The following is a 20,966-nucleotide window of genomic DNA, read 5'->3' as shown; positions in this document are numbered from 1 at the left end:
TGCTCAAACTCGCCGATGCCATCGAGGCCCATGGCGAAGAGCTGGCCAAACTGGAATCGGACAACTGCGGCAAACCCTACAGCGCCGCGCTGAACGACGAGATCCCGGCGATTGCCGACGTGTTCCGCTTCTTCGCCGGCGCCAGCCGTTGCATGAGCGGTTCGGCCGGTGGCGAATACCTGCCGGGCCACACCTCGATGATCCGCCGCGACCCGGTGGGCGTCATCGCTTCCATCGCGCCGTGGAACTACCCGCTGATGATGGTCGGTGGCGAATACCTGCCGGGCCACACCTCGATGATCCGCCGCGACCCGGTGGGCGTCATCGCTTCCATCGCGCCGTGGAACTACCCGCTGATGATGGTYGCCTGGAAAATCGCCCCGGCCCTGGCCGCCGGCAACACCGTGGTGCTCAAGCCATCGGAGCAAACGCCGTTGACCGCCCTGCGTCTGGCGCAATTGGCGTCGGAGATTTTCCCGGCCGGTGTGCTCAACCTGGTGTTCGGCCGTGGTCCTAGCGTCGGCAGCCCGCTGGTCACTCACCCGAAAGTGCGCATGGTGTCGCTGACCGGNTTCCCGGCCGGTGTGCTCAACCTGGTGTTCGGCCGTGGTCCTAGCGTCGGCAGCCCGCTGGTCACTCACCCGAAAGTGCGCATGGTGTCGCTGACCGGCTCGATCGCCACCGGTTCGAACATCATTTCCAGCACCGCYGACAGCGTCAAACGCATGCACATGGAACTGGGCGGCAAGGCCCCGGTGATCATCTTCGACGACGCCGACATCGACGCCGCCGTCGAAGGCATCCGTACCTTCGGNGTCAAACGCATGCACATGGAACTGGGCGGCAAGGCCCCGGTGATCATCTTCGACGACGCCGACATCGACGCCGCCGTCGAAGGCATCCGTACCTTCGGTTTCTACAACGCCGGCCAGGACTGCACCGCCGCCTGCCGCATCTATGCGCAAGAAGGCATTTACGACACATTCGTCGAGAAGCTCGGCGCGGCGGTCAGCAGCATCAAGTACGGCTTGCAGGATGACCCGGCGACCGAGCTCGGCCCGCTGATTACCGCGCAACACCGCGACCGCGTCGCCGGTTTTGTCGAACGCGCCATCGCCCAGCCGCACATTCGCCTGATCACTGGCGGCAAAGCGGTCGAGGGCAATGGTTTCTTCTTCGAACCGACCGTGCTGGCCGATGCCCAGCAGGACGACGAAATCGTCCGCCGCGAAGTCGAACGCGCCATCGCCCAGCCGCACATTCGCCTGATCACTGGCGGCAAAGCGGTCGAGGGCAATGGTTTCTTCTTCGAACCGACCGTGCTGGCCGATRCCCAGCAGGACGACGAAATCGTCCGCCGCGAAGTGTTCGGGCCGGTGGTGTCAGTGACCAAATTCAGCGATGAAGCCCAAGTGCTGGGCTGGGCCAACGATTCAGACTACGGCCTGGCCTCCTCGGTGTGGACCGCCGACGTCGGCCGCGCCCATCGCCTGTCGGCGCGCTTGCAGTACGGCTGCACGTGGGTCAACACGCACTTCATGCTGGTCAGCGAAATGCCCCATGGCGGGCAGAAATTGTCTGGCTATGGCAAGGACATGTCGATGTATGGGCTCGAGGATTACACCGTCGTACACTTCATGCTGGTCAGCGAAATGCCCCATGGCGGGCAGAAATTGTCTGGCTATGGCAAGGACATGTCGATGTATGGGCTCGAGGATTACACCGTCGTACGGCATGTGATGTTCAAGCATTAAAAGCATCGCGAGCAAGCTTTGCTCCTACAGGATTGATGTCGTTGGCAGAATGGGTGCACGCCACAAAACCCGTAGGAGCATGGCTTGCCCGCGATGGCGTCACCGCAATCTCAGGGAAGAAACCGACACCAGGCAGCACCAGGCGCCACACCAAAGAAGTCAAAACAATAACCACCGATCCGGGCGGCGCCTCCATGGCACCGCCACGGCCTCGGACATCCGAAATCTGCCGATTTCCCGGAGCAAACACACATGAGTGCATCACCCGATCTCTCTGCAGCCATTGCCGACAGCGATGCCGAGCAACTGCGCAAACTGGGGTACACCTCCAACTTCAACCGCAGCATGAGCCTGTGGGAAAACTTCGCCCTGGGCTTCACTTATCTCTCGCCGGTGGTAGGGGTCTATACCCTCTTCGGCTTGTGCCTCGCCGCTGGCGGGCCACCAATGTTCTGGGCTTATTTGCTGGTCGGTTGCGGCCAGTTGCTAGTGTGCCTGATCTTCGGTGAAGTGGTTTCGCAGTTTCCGATTTCCGGTGGCGTGTACCCGTGGGCTCGTCGCCTGGTGGGCAAACGCTGGGCGTGGATGGTCGGCTGGATCTACTCCATCGCCCTGTGCGTCACCATCGCCGCCGTTGCGGTAGGTGCAGGTCCTTACCTCGCCGCCATGCTCGGTTTTGAGCCGAGCAACAACACCAACATCGTCATTGCCCTGGTGCTGACGCTGTTCGCCACGCTGGTCAACCTGAGCGGCACCAAGACGCTGGCGCGCATCGCCATGTTCGGTTTCCTCTGCGAACTGGTCGGTGCGGTGATCGTTGGCGTCTACCTGTTGCTCTTCGAACGTCATCAGCCGATCAGCGTGCTGTTCAACACCTTCGACATCAGCATCAACGGCTCGTACCTGCCGGCATTCCTCACCGCTTCACTGGCGGGGATGTTCCTGTATTACGGTTTCGAAGCCTGCGGCGACGTGGCCGAAGAAACCCCGAACCCGAGCAAGAAAATCCCGGTGGCCATGCGCATGACCATCTACATCGGCGGTATCGCAGCGATGTTCGCTTGCCTGGCACTGATCCTGGCCGTGCCGGACATGCAAGCGGTGATCAACGGCACTGACAAGGACCCGGTCGGCACCATCCTCAACAACGCCTTCGGCCCGGTCGGCTCGAAAATGGTGATGGCCGTGGTGATGATTTCCTTCATCTCCTGCGTGATCAGCCTGCAAGCGGCGGCGAGTCGTCTGCTGTACTCCTACGCTCGCGACGAAATGGTCATCGGCAGCCGGCTGCTGAAAAAGATTTCGCCTGCGACTCAGGTTCCGGTGGCCGCACTGTTCGTCTCCGGCGTCCTGCCGGCGCTGATCATCATTCTCGGTTTCTTCCTGCAAGACGCGGTCGCCACCATCGTCAGCTTCGCTGCGATCGGCATCTACCTGGCGTTCCAGATGATCGTGCTCGCTGCCCTGTACGCCCGCATGAAGGGCTGGAAGCCCAGCGGCAAATTCACCCTCGGCGCCTGGGGCTGGCCGGTCAACATCGGCGCGCTGGTCTACGGCGTCGGCGCCATCATCAACATGGCCTGGCCACGCACCCCGGATGCCGCGTGGTACATCAACTACGCCATGGTCCTGAGCACGGCCATCGTGATTGGTTTGGGGTTGCTCTACATGTGGATTGCCAAACCGTATGATCACGGTACGGCGCCTGCGGGGGATGCGTGGAAGGTTAGTCGCTGATTCAAATCGCTCCGGGATCATGTGGGGTCCCGGGGCGAGCTCTGCCCATCGAGCAACCACTTTCGTCACCACGCAGCAAAATCATCAGATCATCCGTACGCCATTTGATATCGGCTTTACACCGTACAGCTTCGAAGCGATCCAGGGCTTCAAACTTACGCATTCGTTTTCACTATCAGTCATCACTCTGTTCCTGATGCACAGCGGTTAGGTGGATGAGAATTCGAATAGATAGCGGAAAAATTGCCCATCATGTGCAGCTTCTCTGCAGCCGGCACAAAAACAGGAAATTCCTACAGATCCGCCCTTCCTGAAAATCCCCCGATTCCTACAACAAGCGTCGCCAGAGTAGACTTGGCGCCGCGAGCGCCTGACCGATAGGCTTTGTCCCGTCGCTGCCAAATCAGCGATCCGGAGTCGAAGCCGGAACACGTCAAAACGGTGCTTGCGCGCCCCCATAGAACTGTGGCTGTTTTTGCCTTCAGTTCTGTTTTATGGCGGGCCGTGTGGCGCGGGCCTTTCGGCTTCCGTTTTGACCTGGAAGTGTCCCGACTTCGAACGCCACTCGGTCCGCCACCCAACCTGTCGAAGGGTTGGTGGCGACTTTCCAAACCAAAACGGAATTCACGCCATGCCAATGCATCCTCAAAGCTCGCCTAGTCCCTATTTCGATCCGACCGTCTTCACCCGCCACAACCGCTTCCTCCACGCCTTCATGCAAGACAACCAAGCCTGGTTCTGTGTCCAGGATCTTGGTCGCCTGATGGGCAAACCACTGAATGAACGTCTGACCCTGAAACTCGACCCCGACCAACGCCGCAAAGTCTGGTTGCTCAAGGACGGCAAAACAGTTGAAACCCTGATGGTCAGCGAATCAGGTATGTACGCCTTACTGGTTCACCACTTCGTCCCGGAAAACCGCAACCTGCGCCAGTGGTTGAGTAAAGAGGTCATACCCTCGATGCGTGCCGCGAAATCAGAAACCATGGAAAACCTGCCCAGCCTGAGCTCATTGAATTGGGCCGGAGTCTCAGTGCCTTTGCTGCATTACCAACATCACGCCTGGATCAAGTGGCGCGACATGCCTGAGCTGATGCATGGACAGCGACCTTCTCCGGCTTTTAGGGCTTGAGTGCATGACCTGTGGCGAGGGAGCTTGCTCCCGCTGGACTGCGCAGCAGTCCTCGTTTTGAAGGTAAAGCGAGGGCCGCTACGCGCCCCAGCGGGAGCAAGCTCCCTCGCCACAGCAAGTTGATGGATCTGGCCAACGTAAAAGCCAAATGGCTTTCACGGTAACCAGCCCTGCTTCAAAACCTCGAAACACTCCTCATCGCATCCACCAGATACCTCATCGCGATCCGGTCGCTCTCCGACAACTCTCGATAGCGTTCCACCAGTTTCATTTCCTCACTGTTCAGACGACGTCTTCGCCGGCCGCTGGCCAGGCATGGAAAGATTCCCAACATTTCGGTGATGCCTTGTACTTTCGACATGGACGATGTCCTTCTCTACGTCAAAGAAAACTTCAGAAACCGCATCGCCCTAATCCTTTTTCAGCAGCGCCTCATGTCAGCTGAACCGCACCGGCCCGAAGGGCATAAACCGGTCATGTACACAGGATAGAAATAATCCGGGCGCTGAAAAGCGGTTTTTAGAGTAATTAGTCGAAAAAAGCAGAAATGCCCTGTAAATCAGAAGGTGCTGTCGGAAATGTTTCCCGACATGTCTTGTTTCATTGCCGCGCCAGCGTGGTGCCATCAATCATTTTTGCTCTGCAATCGAACGGTTTAAGCTAGCGGGCATCTGTTTTAAAGTCCGTTGCGTTTGGCCGAAGGCATGTCCGAACCGATATTTCTGATCCAGCACGTGCCAGGAACGGCGCGGGATTGTTAACGACAGGTTGTATTTATGCATCGCAGGAACTTGCTCAAAGCCTCCATGGCCATCGCTGCCTACACCGGTTTGTCCGCCTCCGGCCTGCTTGCCGCCCGCGCCTGGGCTGCCCCCGGCACCGCCGATGGTGAAGCCAGGGCCTTCGATTTCGAGGCGCTGAAAGTGCAGGCCAAGCAGTTGGCCAGCAATCGCTATCAGGACACCAAACAAGTGCTGCCGCCGACCCTCGCGACGATGACCCCGCAGAACTTCAATGCGATCCGTTACGACGGCGATCATTCGTTGTGGAAGGACAACAAGGGCCAACTGGACGTGCAGTTCTTCCACGTCGGCATGGGCTTCAAGCAGCCGGTGCGCATGTACAGTGTCGATCCGAAAACCCGCATGGCGCGCGAAGTGCATTTCCGCCCTTCGCTGTTCAACTACGAAAACACCACGGTCGACACCAAGCAACTGACCGGCGACCTGGGGTTTTCCGGGTTCAAGCTGTTCAAGGCGCCGGAGCTGGACAAGCACGATGTGGTGTCTTTCCTCGGCGCCAGTTACTTTCGCGCAGTTGATGCCACTGGCCAATACGGCTTGTCGGCCCGTGGTCTGGCGATCGACACCTACGCCAAGAAGCGCGAAGAATTCCCCGATTTCACCAAGTTCTGGTTCGAGACGCCGGACAAGAACAGCACCCGCTTCGTGGTCTACGCCCTGCTCGATTCGCCGAGCGCCACCGGTGCCTACCGTTTCGACATCGATTGCCAGGCCGAGCGCGTGGTGATGGAGGTCGATGCCCACGTCAATGCGCGTACCGCCATCGATCAACTGGGCATCGCGCCGATGACCAGCATGTTCAGCTGCGGCACCCACGAGCGCCGCATGTGCGACACCATTCACCCGCAAATCCATGACTCCGATCGCCTGGCCATGTGGCGCGGCAACGGCGAGTGGATCTGCCGCCCGTTGAACAACCCGGCCACCCTGCAATTCAACGCCTTTGCCGACACCGACCCGAAAGGTTTCGGCCTGGTGCAGACCGATCACGAGTTCGCCAACTATCAGGACACCGTCGATTGGTACAGCCGCCGCCCAAGCCTGTGGGTCGAACCGACCACGGCGTGGGGCGAAGGCTCGATCGATCTGCTGGAGATCCCTACCACCGGCGAAACCATGGACAACATCGTCGCCTTCTGGACGCCGAAGAAACCGGTGGCTGCCGGCGACTCACTGAACTACGGCTACAAGCTGTACTGGAGCGCATTGCCACCCGTCGGCACGCCATTGGCGCGGGTTCATGCCACGCGTTCGGGAATGGGCGGTTTCACTGAAGGCTGGGCACCTGGCGAACACTATCCACCGGTCTGGGCACGGCGCTTTGCCGTGGACTTCAACGGTGGCGGCCTGGACCGCTTGCCTGAAGGCACGGGCATCGAACCGGTGGTCACGTGCTCAAACGGTGAGGTCAAGGATTTCAGCGTGCTCAAGCTGGACGACATCAAGGGCTACCGCATCCTCTTCGACTGGTACCCGACCAATGACAGCGTCGCTCCCGTCGAGATGCGCCTGTTCATCCGTACCAACGACCGTACGCTGAGTGAAACCTGGTTGTACCAGTACTTCCCGCCCGCTCCGGACAAGCGCAAATACACCTGATGAACCGGTAGCACCCTGCCACCATTCGGTTTTCCGAACGCGACCTGCGGGTCGGTTCGGTTAACCGGATTTTTTCATCACAACAACACCGCCATAAATATTTAATTTCCTTATAAATCAATGCTTTGACCAATTGGCACTGGTCTGGCACGAGTCATGCTCTACACTTCTTCGACGAATGTCCTTTGCGCGAACTCACGTAGCGCCCAGGCATTTTTGCAGCACAAAAGGGCCGGCCAACTGGCTCCATAAAAAAAACAATGTCGAGGAAAATTTGATGCGCATCGTTCCCCATATCCTGGGCGCAGCCATTGCTGCCGCTCTGATCAGCACGCCAGTTTTCGCCGCCGAACTCACCGGCACCCTGAAGAAGATCAAAGAGTCCGGTGTCATCACCCTGGGCCATCGCGACGCTTCCATTCCGTTTTCCTACATCGCTGACGCTTCCGGCAAACCGGTCGGCTACTCCCACGACATCCAGCTGAAAGTCGTCGAAGCCATCAAAAAAGACCTCGACATGCCGAACCTCCAGGTCAAATACAACCTGGTGACTTCGCAAACCCGTATCCCGCTGGTACAGAACGGCACCGTGGACCTCGAGTGCGGTTCCACCACCAACAACGTCGAGCGTCAGCAGCAAGTCGACTTCTCCGTCGGCATCTTCGAAATCGGTACTCGCCTGCTGTCCAAGGCTGACTCCAAGTACAAGGATTTCGACGACCTCAAAGGCAAGAACGTCGTGACCACCGCTGGCACCACGTCCGAGCGCATCCTCAAGGCGATGAATGCCGACAAGCAAATGGGCATGAACGTCATCTCCGCCAAAGACCACGGCGAGTCCTTCCAGATGCTGGAAACCGGCCGCGCCGTTGCGTTCATGATGGATGACGCCCTGCTGGCAGGTGAAGCAGCCAAGGCCAAGAAAGCCTCTGACTGGGCCGTGACCGGCACTCCACAGTCCTACGAAATCTACGGCTGCATGGTTCGCAAAGGCGACGCGCCGTTCAAGAAGGCTGTAGATGACGCCATCAAGGCCACCTACGCGTCGGGCGAGATCAACAAGATCTACGAAAAATGGTTCATGCAGCCAATCCCGCCAAAAGGCCTGAACCTGAACTTCCCGATGAGCGACGAGCTCAAGGCCTTGATCGCCAATCCGACCGATAAAGCGGCTGACGACAAGTCTGCGGAAAAAAAGTCCTGATTTCTGACTAACCTTATCTCCTGACAGGGCCCAGGCCCTTTCAGGAGGTTGTCACTCCCTGCTGGCATTTTAGGAAACACTCGGACCGGTGGCTGTCGAGCCGATCGCGTGTGCCTGAACATCGAGTTCAGGCGGGAACGGAGCTTCCCCAAGCGGGTACTTGTACATCGATCGATCTGAGGGGAGACCCTAATGAATTACAACTGGGACTGGAGCGTGTTCTTCAAGTCCACCGGCGTGGGCAGCGAGACGTATCTCGACTGGTACGTGTCCGGTCTGGCCTGGACCATCGGCATCGCCATCGCGGCCTGGATCATCGCCCTGACACTGGGTTCGATCCTGGGTGTCATGCGTACCGTGCCGAACCGCATCGTATCGGGCATCGCCACCTGCTACGTCGAACTCTTCCGCAACGTGCCGCTGCTGGTGCAGTTGTTCATCTGGTACTTCCTGGTACCCGATCTGCTGCCGGCTGACCTGCAAGAGTGGTACAAGCAGGACCTGAACCCGACGACCTCGGCCTTCCTCAGCGTGGTCGTGTGCCTCGGCCTGTTCACCACCGCCCGCGTTTGCGAACAGGTGCGCACCGGTATCCAGGCGCTGCCAAAAGGCCAGGAATCCGCGGCCCGCGCCATGGGTTTCAAGTTGCCGCAAATTTACTGGAACGTGCTGCTGCCCCAGGCTTACCGGATCATCATTCCGCCGCTTACCTCGGAATTCCTCAACGTCTTCAAGAACACCTCCGTGGCCTCGCTGATCGGTTTGATGGAGTTGCTCGCGCAGACCAAACAGACCGCCGAGTTCTCCGCCAACCTGTTCGAAGCCTTCACCCTGGCCACGCTGATCTACTTCACCCTGAACATGAGCCTGATGTTGCTGATGCGTCTGGTCGAGAAGAAAGTCGCCGTGCCGGGCCTGATTTCCGTAGGGGGTAAATGATGGAATTCGACTTCTCGGGCATCATCCCGTCCCTGCCGGGCCTGTGGAACGGCATGGTCATGACCCTCAAGCTGATGGCCATGGGCGTGATCGGCGGGATCATCCTCGGCACCATCCTGGCGTTGATGCGCCTGTCCCACAACAAGTTGCTGTCGAACCTGGCCGGCGCCTACGTCAACTACTTCCGCTCGATCCCGCTGCTGCTGGTGATCACCTGGTTCTACCTGGCGGTGCCGTTCGTCTTGCGCTGGATCACGGGCGAAGACACGCCGATCGGTGCGTTCACCTCGTGCATCGTCGCCTTCATGATGTTCGAAGCGGCGTACTTCTGCGAAATCGTCCGTGCCGGTGTGCAGTCGATTCCCAAGGGCCAGATGGGTGCTGCCCAGGCGCTGGGCATGTCCTACGGCCAGATGATGCGCCTGATCATCCTGCCGCAAGCGTTCCGCAAGATGACGCCGTTGCTGCTGCAACAGAGCATCATCCTGTTCCAGGACACCTCGCTGGTCTACGCCGTCGGTCTGGTGGACTTCCTCAATGCGTCGCGCGCCAGTGGCGACATCATTGGCCGCTCCAATGAGTTCCTGATTTTCGCGGGTCTCGTGTACTTCATCATCAGCTTTGCCGCCTCGCAGCTGGTCAAGCGTCTGCAAAAAAGGTTCGCCGTATGATCTCTATCAAAAGCATCAACAAGTGGTATGGGGACTTCCAGGTACTGACTGATTGCAGCACCGAGGTCAAAAAAGGCGAAGTGATCGTGGTGTGCGGGCCATCCGGTTCCGGCAAATCGACCCTGATCAAATGCGTCAACGCCCTGGAACCGTTCCAGAAAGGCGACATCGTGGTCGACGGCACCTCCATCGCCGACCCGAAAACCAACCTGCCGAAACTGCGTTCGCGCGTGGGCATGGTGTTCCAGCATTTCGAGCTGTTCCCGCACCTGACCATCACCGAAAACCTGACCATCGCGCAGATCAAGGTGTTGGGCCGCAGCAAGGAAGAGGCCACCAAGAAAGGCCTGCAACTGCTCGAACGTGTCGGTCTCTCGGCCCACGCCCACAAGCACCCGGGCCAACTGTCCGGTGGTCAGCAGCAGCGTGTGGCGATTGCCCGTGCACTGGCGATGGACCCGATCGTCATGCTGTTCGACGAACCGACCTCGGCGCTGGACCCGGAAATGGTCAACGAAGTGCTGGACGTGATGGTGCAACTGGCCCACGAAGGCATGACCATGATGTGCGTGACCCACGAAATGGGCTTTGCCCGTAAAGTGGCTGATCGCGTGATTTTCATGGACCAGGGCAAAATCATCGAAGACTGCAAGAAAGAAGAGTTCTTCGGCGACATCAGCCACCGCGCCGAGCGGACGCAGCACTTCCTGAACAAGATTCTGCAGCACTAATCAGCAACTGGCTTTGCTCCTTGTGGCGAGGGAGCTTGCTCCCGCTGGGTCGCGCAGCGGCCCCGAAACCTGTAAATGCAATTTTTCTGACACACCGCATTCATCGGTTTTACGACTGCTTCGCAGCCGAGCGGGAGCAAGCTCCCTCGCCACAGATTCTTCGTTCGGCAGGAACCAGAGCAAGCCCGTTGCCATGCTGGTTGACCCAAGGCATCTGTGATGAAATGCGACCCCGAACTCTACCGCGCCACGTCGCCATCACTCGCCGTGAAACCTCGTCTGATCCGCCATCTGTTCCTGCCGCCGCTGATCATCGCGCTGATGATCGGACTGGGTTACATCGGCTTCTTGGTCAGTGAACACTACGGCATTCGCAGCCTCGGCGAAAACGGCCAGCGCCAGCTGGAGCTGCACGCCCGCGCCGTCGAAAGCGAAATCAGCAAATACACCTACCTGCCCAGCCTGCTGGAACTCGAAACCAGTGTTTCGAAGCTGCTGGCCGACCCGACTCCGGAACACCGGCAAACGGTCAACGATTACCTTGAAGGCCTGAACCGGCGCAGCCGCAGTCGGGCCATTTATGTGATGGACACCACCGGTCGCGTCATGGCCACCAGCAACTGGCGCGATGTCGACAGCTATCTGGGTGAAGACCTGTCCTTCCGTGCCTACTTCCAGAACGCCGTGCGCGGCCAGCCCGGGCGCTTCTACGGCATCGGCAGCACCAACGGCGAACCTGGTTACTACCTGGCCCATGGCCTGGAAGAACACGGCAAGATCATCGGCGTCGCGGTGGTCAAGGTGCGTCTCGAAGCCATGGAAGAACGCTGGCAACGGGCGCGTCTGGAAGCCTTCGTCAGCGACGAGAACGGCATCATCATTCTCTCCAGCGATCCGGCGCGCCGCCTCAAGTCAGTAGTGCCGCTGAGCGATGACACCAAAGAAAAACTCGCCCGCAGCCTGCAGTACTACTGGTTTCCGCTGAACGAATTGCAACCGCTGGCCCGGGAAACTCTGTCTGAAGGTGTGGAAAAACTCACCTTCCCGGCCAACAGTGAACTGGTTTCCGACGACGAGAACATCAGCTATCTGTCACAGACTCGGCCACTGAGCGACACCCCCTGGAACTTCACCCTGCTGACACCGCTCCAGGATCTGCGTCGCGAAGCGATCAATCAGGGGATTCTGGTGGCCGTGGCATTTGCCCTCGTGGCGTTCCTGCTGATTGCCTGGAACGAGCGGCGCAAGGTCATCGCCACCCGCCTCGCGGCCCGGGAAGCCTTGCAGGAAGCCAACAATCAACTGGAGCGTCGGATTACCGAACGCACCGTCGACCTGCGCGCCAGCAACGAGCGGCTCAAGGGTCAGATCCGCGAACGCCGTCAAGCCGAAGAGACTTTGCGCCGTGCCCAGGATGAACTGGTGCAGGCCGGTAAACTCGCGGCGATCGGCCAGATGTCCACCAGCATCGCCCATGAGCTGAACCAGCCGCTGGCGGCGCTGCGCACGTTGTCCGGCAATACCGTGCGCTTTCTGGAACGCGGCCAACTCGACGTGGCCAGTACCAACCTCAAGACCATCAACGAACTGATCGACCGCATGGGCCGCATCACCGCCAGCCTGCGCTCCTTCGCCCGCCGCGGTGACGACAAGGGCCAGGCGTGTCTGGGCAAGGGCGTGGACGCAGCCCTGCAATTGCTCGGTGGCCGAGTGGAAAGCATCGCCCTGCAATTGCACCGTCACTTTGAAGATGTGCAGGTGCAAATCGACCAGACCCGCCTCGAACAGATCCTGGTCAATCTCATCGGCAACGCCCTCGACGCGATGCAGGCGCAACCGCAGCCCGAGTTGTGGCTCGAAGGCGAAACCTTCGATGGCAAGTATCGGCTGCGGGTACGTGACAACGGCCATGGCATCGACGCCGAAGCGCGCAAGCATTTGTTCGAACCGTTCTTCACCACCAAACCCGGCGAACAGGGCCTTGGCCTTGGCTTGACCCTTTCCGCCAGCCTGGCCGCCGCCACCGGCGGTCACCTGGGTGTCGAACACCCGGCCAGCGGTGGCACCGCATTCGTTCTCAGTTTACCGTTGGTAAGCCCCCTTCCCGCCGAGCCAATATGAACAACGACCTTAGTGTATTGATCGTCGAAGACGACCCCCACGTGCTGCTTGGCTGCCAACAGGCGCTGACCCTGGAAGACATTCCGTGCGTAGGTGTCGCCAGTGCAGAAGAAGCCCTCGAGCGGGTCGGCGACAACTTTGCCGGCATCGTCATCAGCGACATTCGCCTGCCGGGCATCGATGGCCTGGAGTTGCTGGGCCGCCTCAAGGAGCGAGATCGCAGTTTGCCGGTGGTGCTGATTACCGGCCACGGCGATATTTCCATGGCCGTCGGCGCGATGCAGAAAGGCGCCTATGACTTCATGGAGAAACCGTTCTCCCCGGAGCGCCTGGTGGACGTAGCGCGGCGCGCGCTGGAGCAACGCAGTCTGGCGCGGGAAGTCTCGTCGTTGCGTCGGCAACTGGCCGAGCGCGACTCCCTCGAAGGGCGGATCATCGGCCGTTCGCCGGCCATGCAAAACTTGCGCGAATTGATCGCCAACGTCGCCGATACTTCGGCCAACGTGCTGATCGAGGGTGAAACCGGCACTGGCAAGGAATTGGTTGCCCGCTGCCTGCACGACTTCAGTCGTCGGCACACCAAGCAATTCGTGGCGCTGAACTGCGGCGGCCTGCCGGAAAACCTGTTCGAGAGCGAAATCTTCGGCCACGAGGCCAACGCCTTCACCGGCGCCGGCAAACGGCGAATCGGCAAGATCGAACACGCCGACGGCGGCACGCTGTTCCTCGATGAAGTGGAAAGCATGCCCCTGCCCTTGCAGATCAAGCTGCTGCGAGTATTGCAGGAGCGCACCCTCGAACGCCTCGGTTCGAACCAGAGTGTGGCGGTGGATTGCCGGGTGATCGCGGCGACCAAATCCGACCTCGACGAATCGAGCAAGGCCGGCGAATTCCGCAGCGACCTGTATTACCGCCTCAACGTGGTAACCCTGGAACTGCCACCGCTGCGTGAGCGTCGCGAAGACATCCTGCAATTGTTCGAGTATTTCTTGCAGCAGTCGTCCTTGCGCTTCGACCGTATCGCACCGGAACTGGATAACCAGACCCTGTCGAACCTGATGAGCCACGATTGGCCGGGTAACGTGCGCGAACTGCGCAACGTCGCCGAGCGCTTTGCCTTAGGCCTGCCGGCATTCAAGAAACCCGGCGCAAGTGGCAGCGCCCAAGGCCTGGCGTTTGCCGAAGCGGTGGAAGCGTTCGAACGCAACCTGTTGAGCGATGCCTTGCAGCGCAGCGGCGGCAATTTGACCCAGGCCAGCCAGGAACTCGGCATGGCCAAGACCACGCTGTTCGACAAAGTGAAGAAGTACGGTTTGAGCCACTGATTCACCAATCCCTGTAGGAGCCGGCTTGCTGGCGATGGCGGTATGTCAGTCAGCATTGATTTGACTATTAGACCGCTATCGCCAGCAAGCCGGCTCCTACAGGTTTGGGGTTTAGCGTCCGTACACTTTCTCAAGCTGCGCCTGGGTCAGCGCATCCTCGAACGGCACCGGTACGGATTTCACCGCGCCGTAAAGATTGCGGTAACGCCAATAGTTGCCGTTGTTCGCCAGTTGATAGCCACGTTCGACCACACGCCGGCCATCGAGCACGTAACGCAAGGTTTCCTGAGCGGCCGGTGGCGGAGTCGGTTGCATCAAGTCCGTGGCCAGCACGCGCATGGACTCGTCGATGCACTCATCGAGCACCGCGGTGACTTTCGCCAGTTCAAGGCCACCGTCATCGACGCATTGGCTACCGCAACGACGGATCGGCTGGCTGGTCACTTCGATGCGCATGCGGTACAGCGGCGACCCGGCGATGTCCTGGACCTGAACCTGATTGACCAGGACAAAACTGCCGCGATCGGGGGTCAACATCAGTTTCGGCTCAATCAACAAACGCGCCGTCACCTGCCCTTCGCCCTGCTTTAATCCGGCCACTTGCGCGGCATGCTGATAGCGTTGCTGCAAGCGCTCCTGCAAGGGTACGCCGGCAAGCAGATCCGCCATGGGGCGTGAGTCCTTGAGGGCGGACTTTTCCGCATCACGCTGCAAGGTGCCGCTGCCCATCTGGGTATTGACCAGACTGGCTACCAACACCCCCGCCAACCCGGCGCTGGTGCCCGAACTGAGCAACAGCGCCTGACTCGAAGACGCAGCCTTCAACGCCTCTTGGCTGTCAATCACGGTGCTGGCGCCGACGAAGGCTTGCGTTACCTGCACATCGACCTTGAGTCCGTGTGCTTGAACATAAGGCAACGCCCCGTGGTCCTTGAAACCGGCCTCGGGAGCCGGCTTCTGCGCACAGCCAGTCACCATCAGCAGGGCCAGTGCGCCGGCCGCTACGATTGAGCGCTTCATTTGGCGAACGGGGTGATCATTTGCTGACGGCTGTTATCCACAGCCTGGTAGAACGCGTTCGACAAGTTGGTGTAGGTCGGTTCGTCCCACTCACCCTGTGCCGCTTGTACCGCGACAAATGGCTGGAACCACAGCAGTTTGTTGTCGGCCAGATCAACCACCATGCCCTGCCCGCCCACTTGCGCCATCGGCACGCTGGTCGGCACGATGCTGTAGTAGCTGCGGGTCGCACCGGTGGCGGTGACGTACACCAGCAGCAAGCGATCGATACCGTACTTGGCTTTCATCGGGGTCAGGTCTTTGATCGTGTAGCCTTCGCGAAATTTGGTTTCCTTGTAGGCCTTCAGATCAACCTTGTCGTCGATGCGCTTGGCTTTGTAGCCCTTGGCTTGCAACTTGGCGACGATGGTATCCGGCAGGGTTTCGAAATCGCGCACTTGCCAGGTTTTGACGTTGTCGCTGAGCTTGCTGTTGACGCCCGCGTTGATCGCGTAATCGAGAAGCCCCTGATTGCCGGTCAAGGCCAGTACTGGCGGCGGTAATTCGCTGATTGCGACGCCGATGGTCGGCTCCTTGGCATCCCAGAATTGTTGGTCGAGCGGTACGGGAGGTTGGACGTTGGCGCAGCCGGTGAGGGTCAGGCAGGCGAGCAAAGTGACTGCAGCGAGGGTGCGTAGAGCGTGAAAAAACATGGATCAAGTCCCTATGATTGAAAGTCGCTGTCTGTATCGACAGCGACGACGCAAACAATAGTGGCACATTGATATATTTTTGACGACAGTGTTTTGTCAGCTGACAGCAAGCCCCTGTGGTCACGGGTTACAAGAGATTGTGCTCGGCTACCGGCTCGATCTGCGCCCAGTGGGAAGTGTCGTCGCGATGTTCGCGCAAATACGGCAGCACCGCCGCCAGTAACGGCGCCTTGAACGCTTCCTGAAAACGATGGGCCAGGCCCGGAATCAGCTTCAACTGACTGCCACGCAAATGCGCCGCCAGGTGCACGCCATGCATCACCGGCAGCAAAGGGTCGGCGGTGCCATGCACCACCAGCGCCGGCACCCGCAATTGGTTAAGCAGTGCCACCCGACTCGGCTCGGCGAGAATCGCCATGATCTGCCGCTTCACGCCTTCGGGATTGAACGCCCGGTCATAGGACAATGCCGCTTGATGCAGCAGTGCTTCACGATCATCGGCCACCGTCGGACTGCCCAGCGCCGCCAGCAAATCGGCCTGTTGCTCCAGGGCGACCTGGCGGTTGGGCGCTCCACGCCGCGACAGCAATTGCACCAGCGCCGCACTCGGTGCCGGCAAGCCCTCGGCACCGGAAGTGGTCATGATCAGGGTCAGGCTCTCGACCCGTTGCGGCGCCATGGCCGCCATGTGCTGGGCGATCATTCCGCCCATGCTCGCACCCAGCACATGGAACTGCTCGATGTGTAACGCGTCCATCAGGCCCAGGCCGTCGTTCGCCATGTCGGTCAACGAGTACGGTGCCGACACCGGCAGACCGAGTTTGTAGCGCAGCACTTCAAACGTCAGGTTGGCCTCGAGCGGCGTATGCCGCCAGGTCGACAAGCCGACATCGCGATTGTCATAACGGATCACGCGAAAGCCCTGCTGACACAATGCGACCACCACTTCGTCGGGCCAGTGAATCAATTGCCCGCCCAGCCCCATCACCAGCAGCAGCGCCGGGTCCGAGGCACGGCCGATGCTTTGATACGCCAGGCTCACCTGATCCAGATCGACTCGCTCGGTCGGTACATCGACATCGCAACGAGACGCCGCCAAGGACGGCAGGCCGAACAGACATGCGGCCAAAAATACTATTCTCGATAAAAAAACACACATGAAAAACACCAAAACGCAGAACCCCAGTAGAGCGCGAGTCTGATGAAGTTTGTTCAAGCGCGCTGCCACACTTCCATGACAGTTTGATGAAGAGTGCCGGGCGGTCATTTTCCAATCAGTAAGATCGCCGCCTGCGGCAGCTCCTGCGGGTGTTTAGATTTCCCCGCAGGCGGAGATCTTTTGATCTTCGTCAAGCCAACTGACTGCGCAACTGTCGCGCTGCCGCCACCATGTTCACCAACGCCGCCTCAGTCTCCGGCCAGGCACGGGTTTTCAGACCGCAATCGGGGTTGACCCACAAGCGTTCGGCCGGAATGCGCTGTACCGCTTTGGCCATCAGCTTGACCATTTCCGCCGTGTCCGGCACCCGTGGCGAGTGGATGTCATAGACGCCCGGGCCGATGTCGTTCGGGTAATCGAACGCCTTGAAGGCTTCCAGCAGTTCCATGTCCGAACGCGAGGTTTCAATGGTGATCACATCAGCGTCCATGGCCGCGATGGCTTCGATCACGTCGTTGAATTCGCTGTAGCACATGTGGGTGTGGACCTGGGTTTCATCACGCACACCGCTGGCGCTCAGGCGGAATGCATGCACGGCCCAGTCCAGATACTCCTGCCATTGCGCCCGGCGCAGCGGCAGGCCTTCACGGAACGCCGCTTCGTCGATCTGCACGATCTTGATCCCGGCAGCTTCCAGGTCCAGTACCTCATCACGCAGGGCCAGGGCCAGTTGCTGCGCCTGGACTTTGCGCGAAATGTCTTCGCGCGGGAACGACCACATCAGCATGGTCACGGGACCGGTGAGCATGCCTTTCATGACTTTGTCGGTCTGGCTCTGCGCATAGCTTATCCAGTCGACGGTCATGGCTTTAGGGCGGCTCAGGTCGCCGTAGATGATCGCCGGTTTCACGCAACGCGAACCGTAGCTCTGGACCCAGCCGAAACGGGTGAAGGCATAACCATCGAGTTGCTCGGCAAAGTACTCGACCATGTCGTTGCGCTCGGCTTCACCGTGCACCAGCACGTCCAGCCCCAGTTGTTCTTGAACCTGTATCGAGTGACGGATTTCGTGACGCATGGCGTCGGTGTAGTCGTTCACAGACAGCTTGCCTTGCTTGTGCGCCTGGCGGGCCAGACGAATCGAAGCGGTCTGCGGGAACGAACCGATGGTGGTGGTCGGGAATGCCGGCAGTTTCAGGCGTGCCCGCTGCTGCTCGATGCGCTCGGCGAACGGTGACTGGCGCTGGCTGTCGTTCGGGCCTATCGCCGCGATACGTGCCTGTACTTCGGTTTTGTGGATGCGTGGCGACTCGGCGCGGCTGATCCGAATGGCACGACTTTCGGCCAGGGCCGCTTGCACCTTGGGAGCCTGAGGATCGTTCAAGGCATCACGCAAAACCGCGATTTCGCCACACTTTTGCACGGCAAAGGCCAGCCAGCTTTTCAGTTCCGGGTCGAGCTTGTCTTCACGCTCCAGATCCACCGGGCTGTGCAGCAGCGAGCAGGAACTGCTGACCCACAGGTTGTCGCCAAAGCGCTCCTGGGCAAACTGCAGTTGTGCCAGCACCGGCTCCAGTTCGCAGCGCCAGACGTTGCGACCATTGACCAGCCCCACTGAAAGAATCTTGTAGATCGGCAGACGGTCGAGCACGTGCAGCAGTTGATCCGGGGCACGCACCGCGTCGATGTGCAGGCCTTGCACCGGCAGGCCGACGGCCAGACCGAGGTTGTCTTGCAGGCCGCTGAAGTAAGTCGCCAGCAGTTTTTTCAGCGGCGAATATTGAAGGATGTGGTAAGCGCGTTCGAAGGCGTTTTTCCACGCTTGCGGCAGGTCAAGGGTCAGGATCGGTTCGTCGATCTGCACCCACTCCACGCCTTGGGCGGCGAGGCGACCGAGGATTTCGCCATAGATCGGCAGCAGGCGTTCCAGCAGGTCGAGTTTGTCGAAGTCGTTGCCTTTGGCTTTGCCCAGCCAGAGATAAGTCAACGGGCCGATGATGACCGGTTTGACGGTATGGCCCAGGGCCTTGGCTTCCTCGACTTCGTCGAACAGCTGTTCCCAGCTCAATTTGAAGGACTGGTCAGCCGTGAATTCCGGGACCAGGTAGTGGTAGTTGGTGTCGAACCACTTGGTCAACTCTTGCGCATACTGCGCCTGGTCATGTTCGCCGCCGCAGCAGGTCGCGGTGGCGCCCCGGGCCATGGCGAACAGCGTGTCGAGGGTCGGCAGGCCGCGCTCGTCCCGGGTGTTGTCGAAACGCTCGGGGATCACGCCGAAGGTCAGAGAGTGGGTCAATACCTGGTCGTACCAGGCGAAGTCGCCGACCGGCAGCAGGTCGATCCCGGCGTCCTTCTGCAATTGCCAGTGGGTGGCGCGCAACTGGCGGCCAACGCTGTTCAATGCATTGTGGTCAATGTCGCCCTGCCAATACGACTCGAGGGCTTTTTTCAGTTCGCGGTCAGCGCCGATGCGCGGGAAACCAAGGGTGTGGGCCACGGCCATGTCGAAGGTGCTCCTGTGTAAATAATGGCACTATTGTCGACAGCCAAGGCAACATGAGACAAACTCAACCTTTTCGTGTTGATCACAAGTTTTCCTCATGGAGCCCCACGGTGCTTGAAATCCGTCACCTCAAGACCTTGCACGCCTTGCGCGAAGCCGACAGCCTGGTGGATGCCGCCGACCGCCTGCATCTGACCCAGTCGGCGCTGTCCCATCAGTTCAAGGAACTGGAAGAGCGCATGGGCATGCCGCTGTTCGTGCGCAAGACCAAACCGGTGCGTTTCACCAGCGCCGGTTTGCGCCTGCTGCAACTGGCCGACGCTACCCTGCCGCTGCTGCGTGCTGCCGAGCGTGACATTGCGCGACTGGCCGGTGGCACCGCCGGGCGCTTGCACATGGCTATCGAATGCCACAGCTGCTTCCAATGGCTGATGCCGACCATCGACCAGTTCCGCGATGCCTGGCCGGAAGTCGAGCTGGACCTGGCCTCGGGCTTCTCCTTCGCCCCGCTGCCCGCCCTGGCCCGTGGCGATCTGGACCTGGTGGTCACCTCCGATCCGGTGGACCTGGTCGGCATCACCTACGTGCCGTTGTTCACTTACGAGGCGATGCTCGCTGTGGCCAACCAGCACAAATTGGCCAGCAAGGCGTACATCGTCCCGGAAGACCTGCTCACGGAAACCCTGATCACCTACCCGGTGGAACGGGATCGCCTGGATATCTTCACGCGCTTCCTCGAACCCGCCGACGTCGAACCGGCCCAGGTCCGTACTTCGGAACTGACCGTGATGATGATGCAGCTGGTGGCCAGCGGACGCGGTGTGTGCGGCATGCCCCACTGGGCGCTGCATGAATACAGTTCACGGGGCTATGTGAAGGCCAAGCGGTTGGGTGAGAAAGGCTTGTTTGCGACGCTGTATGCAGCCATTCGGGCGGACATGCTGGATGCGCCGTATATGAGGGATTTTTTGCTGACGGCCAAGGACACGTCGTTTTCGACATTGGACGGGGTTAGCGCAGTTCGCTAAAACGACGAATCCCCTGCAGGCGCGAGGCTTGCCCGCGAAGGCGCCTTACCCGATCGTTCCCACGCTCTGCGTGGGAATGCAGCCCGGGACGCTCCGCGTCCCATCAAGAGCCGAACGCGGAGCGTCCGTTGAGGCGTTCCCACGCAGAGCGTGGGAACGATCATTCGCAGAACATCCTTTACACGATCGTTCCCCACGCTCTGCGTGGGAACGCAGCCCGGGACGCTCCGCGTCCCCTCCAGAGCCGAACGCGGAGCGTCCGTTGAGGNCATCCTTTACACGATCGTTCCCCACGCTCTGCGTGGGAACGCAGCCCGGGACGCTCCGCGTCCCCTCCAGAGCCGAACGCGGAGCGTCCGTTGAGGCGTTACCACGCAGAGCGTGGGAACGATCATTCGCTGAGCATCCTTTACACGATCGTTCCCCACGCTCTGCGTGGGAACGCAGCCCGGGACGCTCCGCGTCCCCTCCAGAGCCGAGCGCGGAGCGTCCGTTGAGGCGTGCCCACGCAGAGCGTGGGAACGATCATTCGCAGAACATCCTTTACA

16 protein-coding genes and 3 pseudogenes are annotated in these 20,966 nt (G+C 60.0%); 13 read left to right on the top strand and 6 right to left on the bottom strand.

Going from position 1 to position 20,966, the window contains the following annotated elements; translation table 11 throughout:
* The 3 pseudogenes from ASD60_RS29500 to ASD60_RS29490 form a co-directional block, all read left to right on the top strand.
* Positions 1–571 (top strand): annotated as a pseudogene (locus ASD60_RS29500) (aldehyde dehydrogenase family protein); the annotation flags it as partial.
* A gap of 85 nt (positions 572–656) precedes the next feature.
* Positions 657–814, top strand: a pseudogene (locus ASD60_RS29495) (aldehyde dehydrogenase family protein); the annotation flags it as partial.
* A gap of 1 nt (position 815) precedes the next feature.
* Positions 816–1,652 (top strand): annotated as a pseudogene (locus tag ASD60_RS29490) (aldehyde dehydrogenase family protein); the annotation flags it as partial.
* Between the two features lie 91 nt (positions 1,653–1,743).
* Here the strand turns inward: ASD60_RS29490 and ASD60_RS28915 are convergent.
* A complete protein-coding gene (locus tag ASD60_RS28915) occupies positions 1,744–1,950 on the bottom strand; it encodes a hypothetical protein (RefSeq protein ID WP_130930721.1) in 207 nt (68 codons plus the stop codon).
* Between the two features lie 56 nt (positions 1,951–2,006).
* Here ASD60_RS28915 and ASD60_RS17810 point away from each other — a divergent pair, with 56 nt between their 5' ends.
* Together ASD60_RS17810 and ASD60_RS17805 are read left to right on the top strand one after the other, a co-directional pair.
* Positions 2,007–3,491, top strand: a complete 1,485-nt coding sequence (locus tag ASD60_RS17810; RefSeq protein ID WP_056855254.1) for an APC family permease — start codon at positions 2,007–2,009, stop codon at positions 3,489–3,491.
* Positions 3,492–4,122: 631 nt separating this feature from the next.
* Positions 4,123–4,623 carry a BRO-N domain-containing protein gene (locus ASD60_RS17805; RefSeq protein WP_056855253.1) on the top strand — a complete coding sequence of 167 codons (501 nt, stop codon included), beginning with the start codon at positions 4,123–4,125 and terminating at the stop codon, positions 4,621–4,623.
* Positions 4,624–4,798: 175 nt separating this feature from the next.
* Here the strand turns inward: ASD60_RS17805 and ASD60_RS17800 are convergent, their stop codons facing one another.
* Positions 4,799–4,984 carry a hypothetical protein gene (locus tag ASD60_RS17800; RefSeq protein WP_056855252.1) on the bottom strand — a complete coding sequence of 62 codons (186 nt, stop codon included), beginning with the start codon at positions 4,982–4,984 and terminating at the stop codon, positions 4,799–4,801.
* Positions 4,985–5,399: 415 nt separating this feature from the next.
* Here ASD60_RS17800 and ASD60_RS17795 point away from each other — a divergent pair, with 415 nt between their 5' ends.
* The 7 genes from ASD60_RS17795 (at position 5,400) to ASD60_RS17765 (ending at position 14,016) form a co-directional block, all read left to right on the top strand.
* A complete protein-coding gene (locus ASD60_RS17795) occupies positions 5,400–7,025 on the top strand; it encodes a glucan biosynthesis protein D (protein WP_056855251.1) in 1,626 nt (541 codons plus the stop codon).
* Positions 7,026–7,302: 277 nt separating this feature from the next.
* The gene (locus ASD60_RS17790) at positions 7,303–8,229 is read left to right on the top strand and encodes a glutamate/aspartate ABC transporter substrate-binding protein (RefSeq protein ID WP_056855250.1); all 927 of its coding nucleotides are present in this window, start codon (positions 7,303–7,305) and stop codon (positions 8,227–8,229) included.
* 192 nt (positions 8,230–8,421) lie between these two features.
* Positions 8,422–9,168 (top strand): amino acid ABC transporter permease, encoded by a 747-nt coding sequence (locus tag ASD60_RS17785; protein ID WP_056855249.1) that lies wholly within the window; start codon positions 8,422–8,424, stop codon positions 9,166–9,168.
* Positions 9,168–9,839 carry an amino acid ABC transporter permease gene (locus tag ASD60_RS17780; protein ID WP_056855248.1) on the top strand — a complete coding sequence of 224 codons (672 nt, stop codon included), beginning with the start codon at positions 9,168–9,170 and terminating at the stop codon, positions 9,837–9,839. Before ASD60_RS17785 ends, ASD60_RS17780 begins: the two co-directional genes overlap by 1 nt.
* Positions 9,836–10,570 (top strand): amino acid ABC transporter ATP-binding protein, encoded by a 735-nt coding sequence (locus ASD60_RS17775; protein WP_015093699.1) that lies wholly within the window; start codon positions 9,836–9,838, stop codon positions 10,568–10,570. Before ASD60_RS17780 ends, ASD60_RS17775 begins: the two co-directional genes overlap by 4 nt.
* Before the next feature lie 219 nt (positions 10,571–10,789).
* Positions 10,790–12,691: a sensor histidine kinase gene (locus ASD60_RS17770; RefSeq protein WP_056855247.1), complete on the top strand. Its 1,902-nt coding sequence runs from the start codon at positions 10,790–10,792 to the stop codon at positions 12,689–12,691.
* A gap of 44 nt (positions 12,692–12,735) precedes the next feature.
* Positions 12,736–14,016 carry a sigma-54-dependent transcriptional regulator gene (locus ASD60_RS17765; RefSeq protein ID WP_236708482.1) on the top strand — a complete coding sequence of 427 codons (1,281 nt, stop codon included), beginning with the start codon at positions 12,736–12,738 and terminating at the stop codon, positions 14,014–14,016.
* Positions 14,017–14,127: 111 nt separating this feature from the next.
* Here ASD60_RS17765 and ASD60_RS17760 read toward each other — a convergent pair whose 3' ends face one another.
* The 4 genes from ASD60_RS17760 to metE all read right to left on the bottom strand — a co-directional run bounded on the left by ASD60_RS17760 (position 14,128) and on the right by metE (position 19,390).
* Positions 14,128–15,036, bottom strand: coding sequence for a hypothetical protein (locus tag ASD60_RS17760; RefSeq protein ID WP_056855245.1), 909 nt, complete (start codon positions 15,034–15,036; stop codon positions 14,128–14,130).
* Entirely contained in the window at positions 15,033–15,728 is a 696-nt protein-coding gene (locus tag ASD60_RS17755; RefSeq protein WP_056855244.1) for a hypothetical protein, read from the bottom strand. The genes ASD60_RS17760 and ASD60_RS17755 overlap by 4 nt, the downstream gene beginning before the upstream one ends.
* A gap of 127 nt (positions 15,729–15,855) precedes the next feature.
* Positions 15,856–16,887, bottom strand: a complete 1,032-nt coding sequence (locus ASD60_RS17750) for an alpha/beta fold hydrolase (protein ID WP_056855243.1) — start codon at positions 16,885–16,887, stop codon at positions 15,856–15,858.
* Between the two features lie 190 nt (positions 16,888–17,077).
* Positions 17,078–19,390 (bottom strand): 5-methyltetrahydropteroyltriglutamate--homocysteine S-methyltransferase, encoded by a 2,313-nt coding sequence (metE, locus tag ASD60_RS17745; RefSeq protein WP_056855242.1) that lies wholly within the window; start codon positions 19,388–19,390, stop codon positions 17,078–17,080.
* Positions 19,391–19,500: 110 nt separating this feature from the next.
* Between metE and metR the strand changes: the two genes are divergently transcribed.
* Entirely contained in the window at positions 19,501–20,418 is a 918-nt protein-coding gene (gene metR, locus ASD60_RS17740) for a transcriptional regulator MetR (RefSeq protein ID WP_056855241.1), read from the top strand.
* Positions 20,419–20,966: the final 548 nt, after the last annotated feature.

It is taken from the genome of Pseudomonas sp. Root562, from assembly GCF_001427125.1.
In the GTDB taxonomy this organism is placed as follows: domain Bacteria; phylum Pseudomonadota; class Gammaproteobacteria; order Pseudomonadales; family Pseudomonadaceae; genus Aquipseudomonas.
Note: the sequence above shows the minus strand (reverse complement) of the source record. Positions and strands in the feature narration are given on the sequence as shown.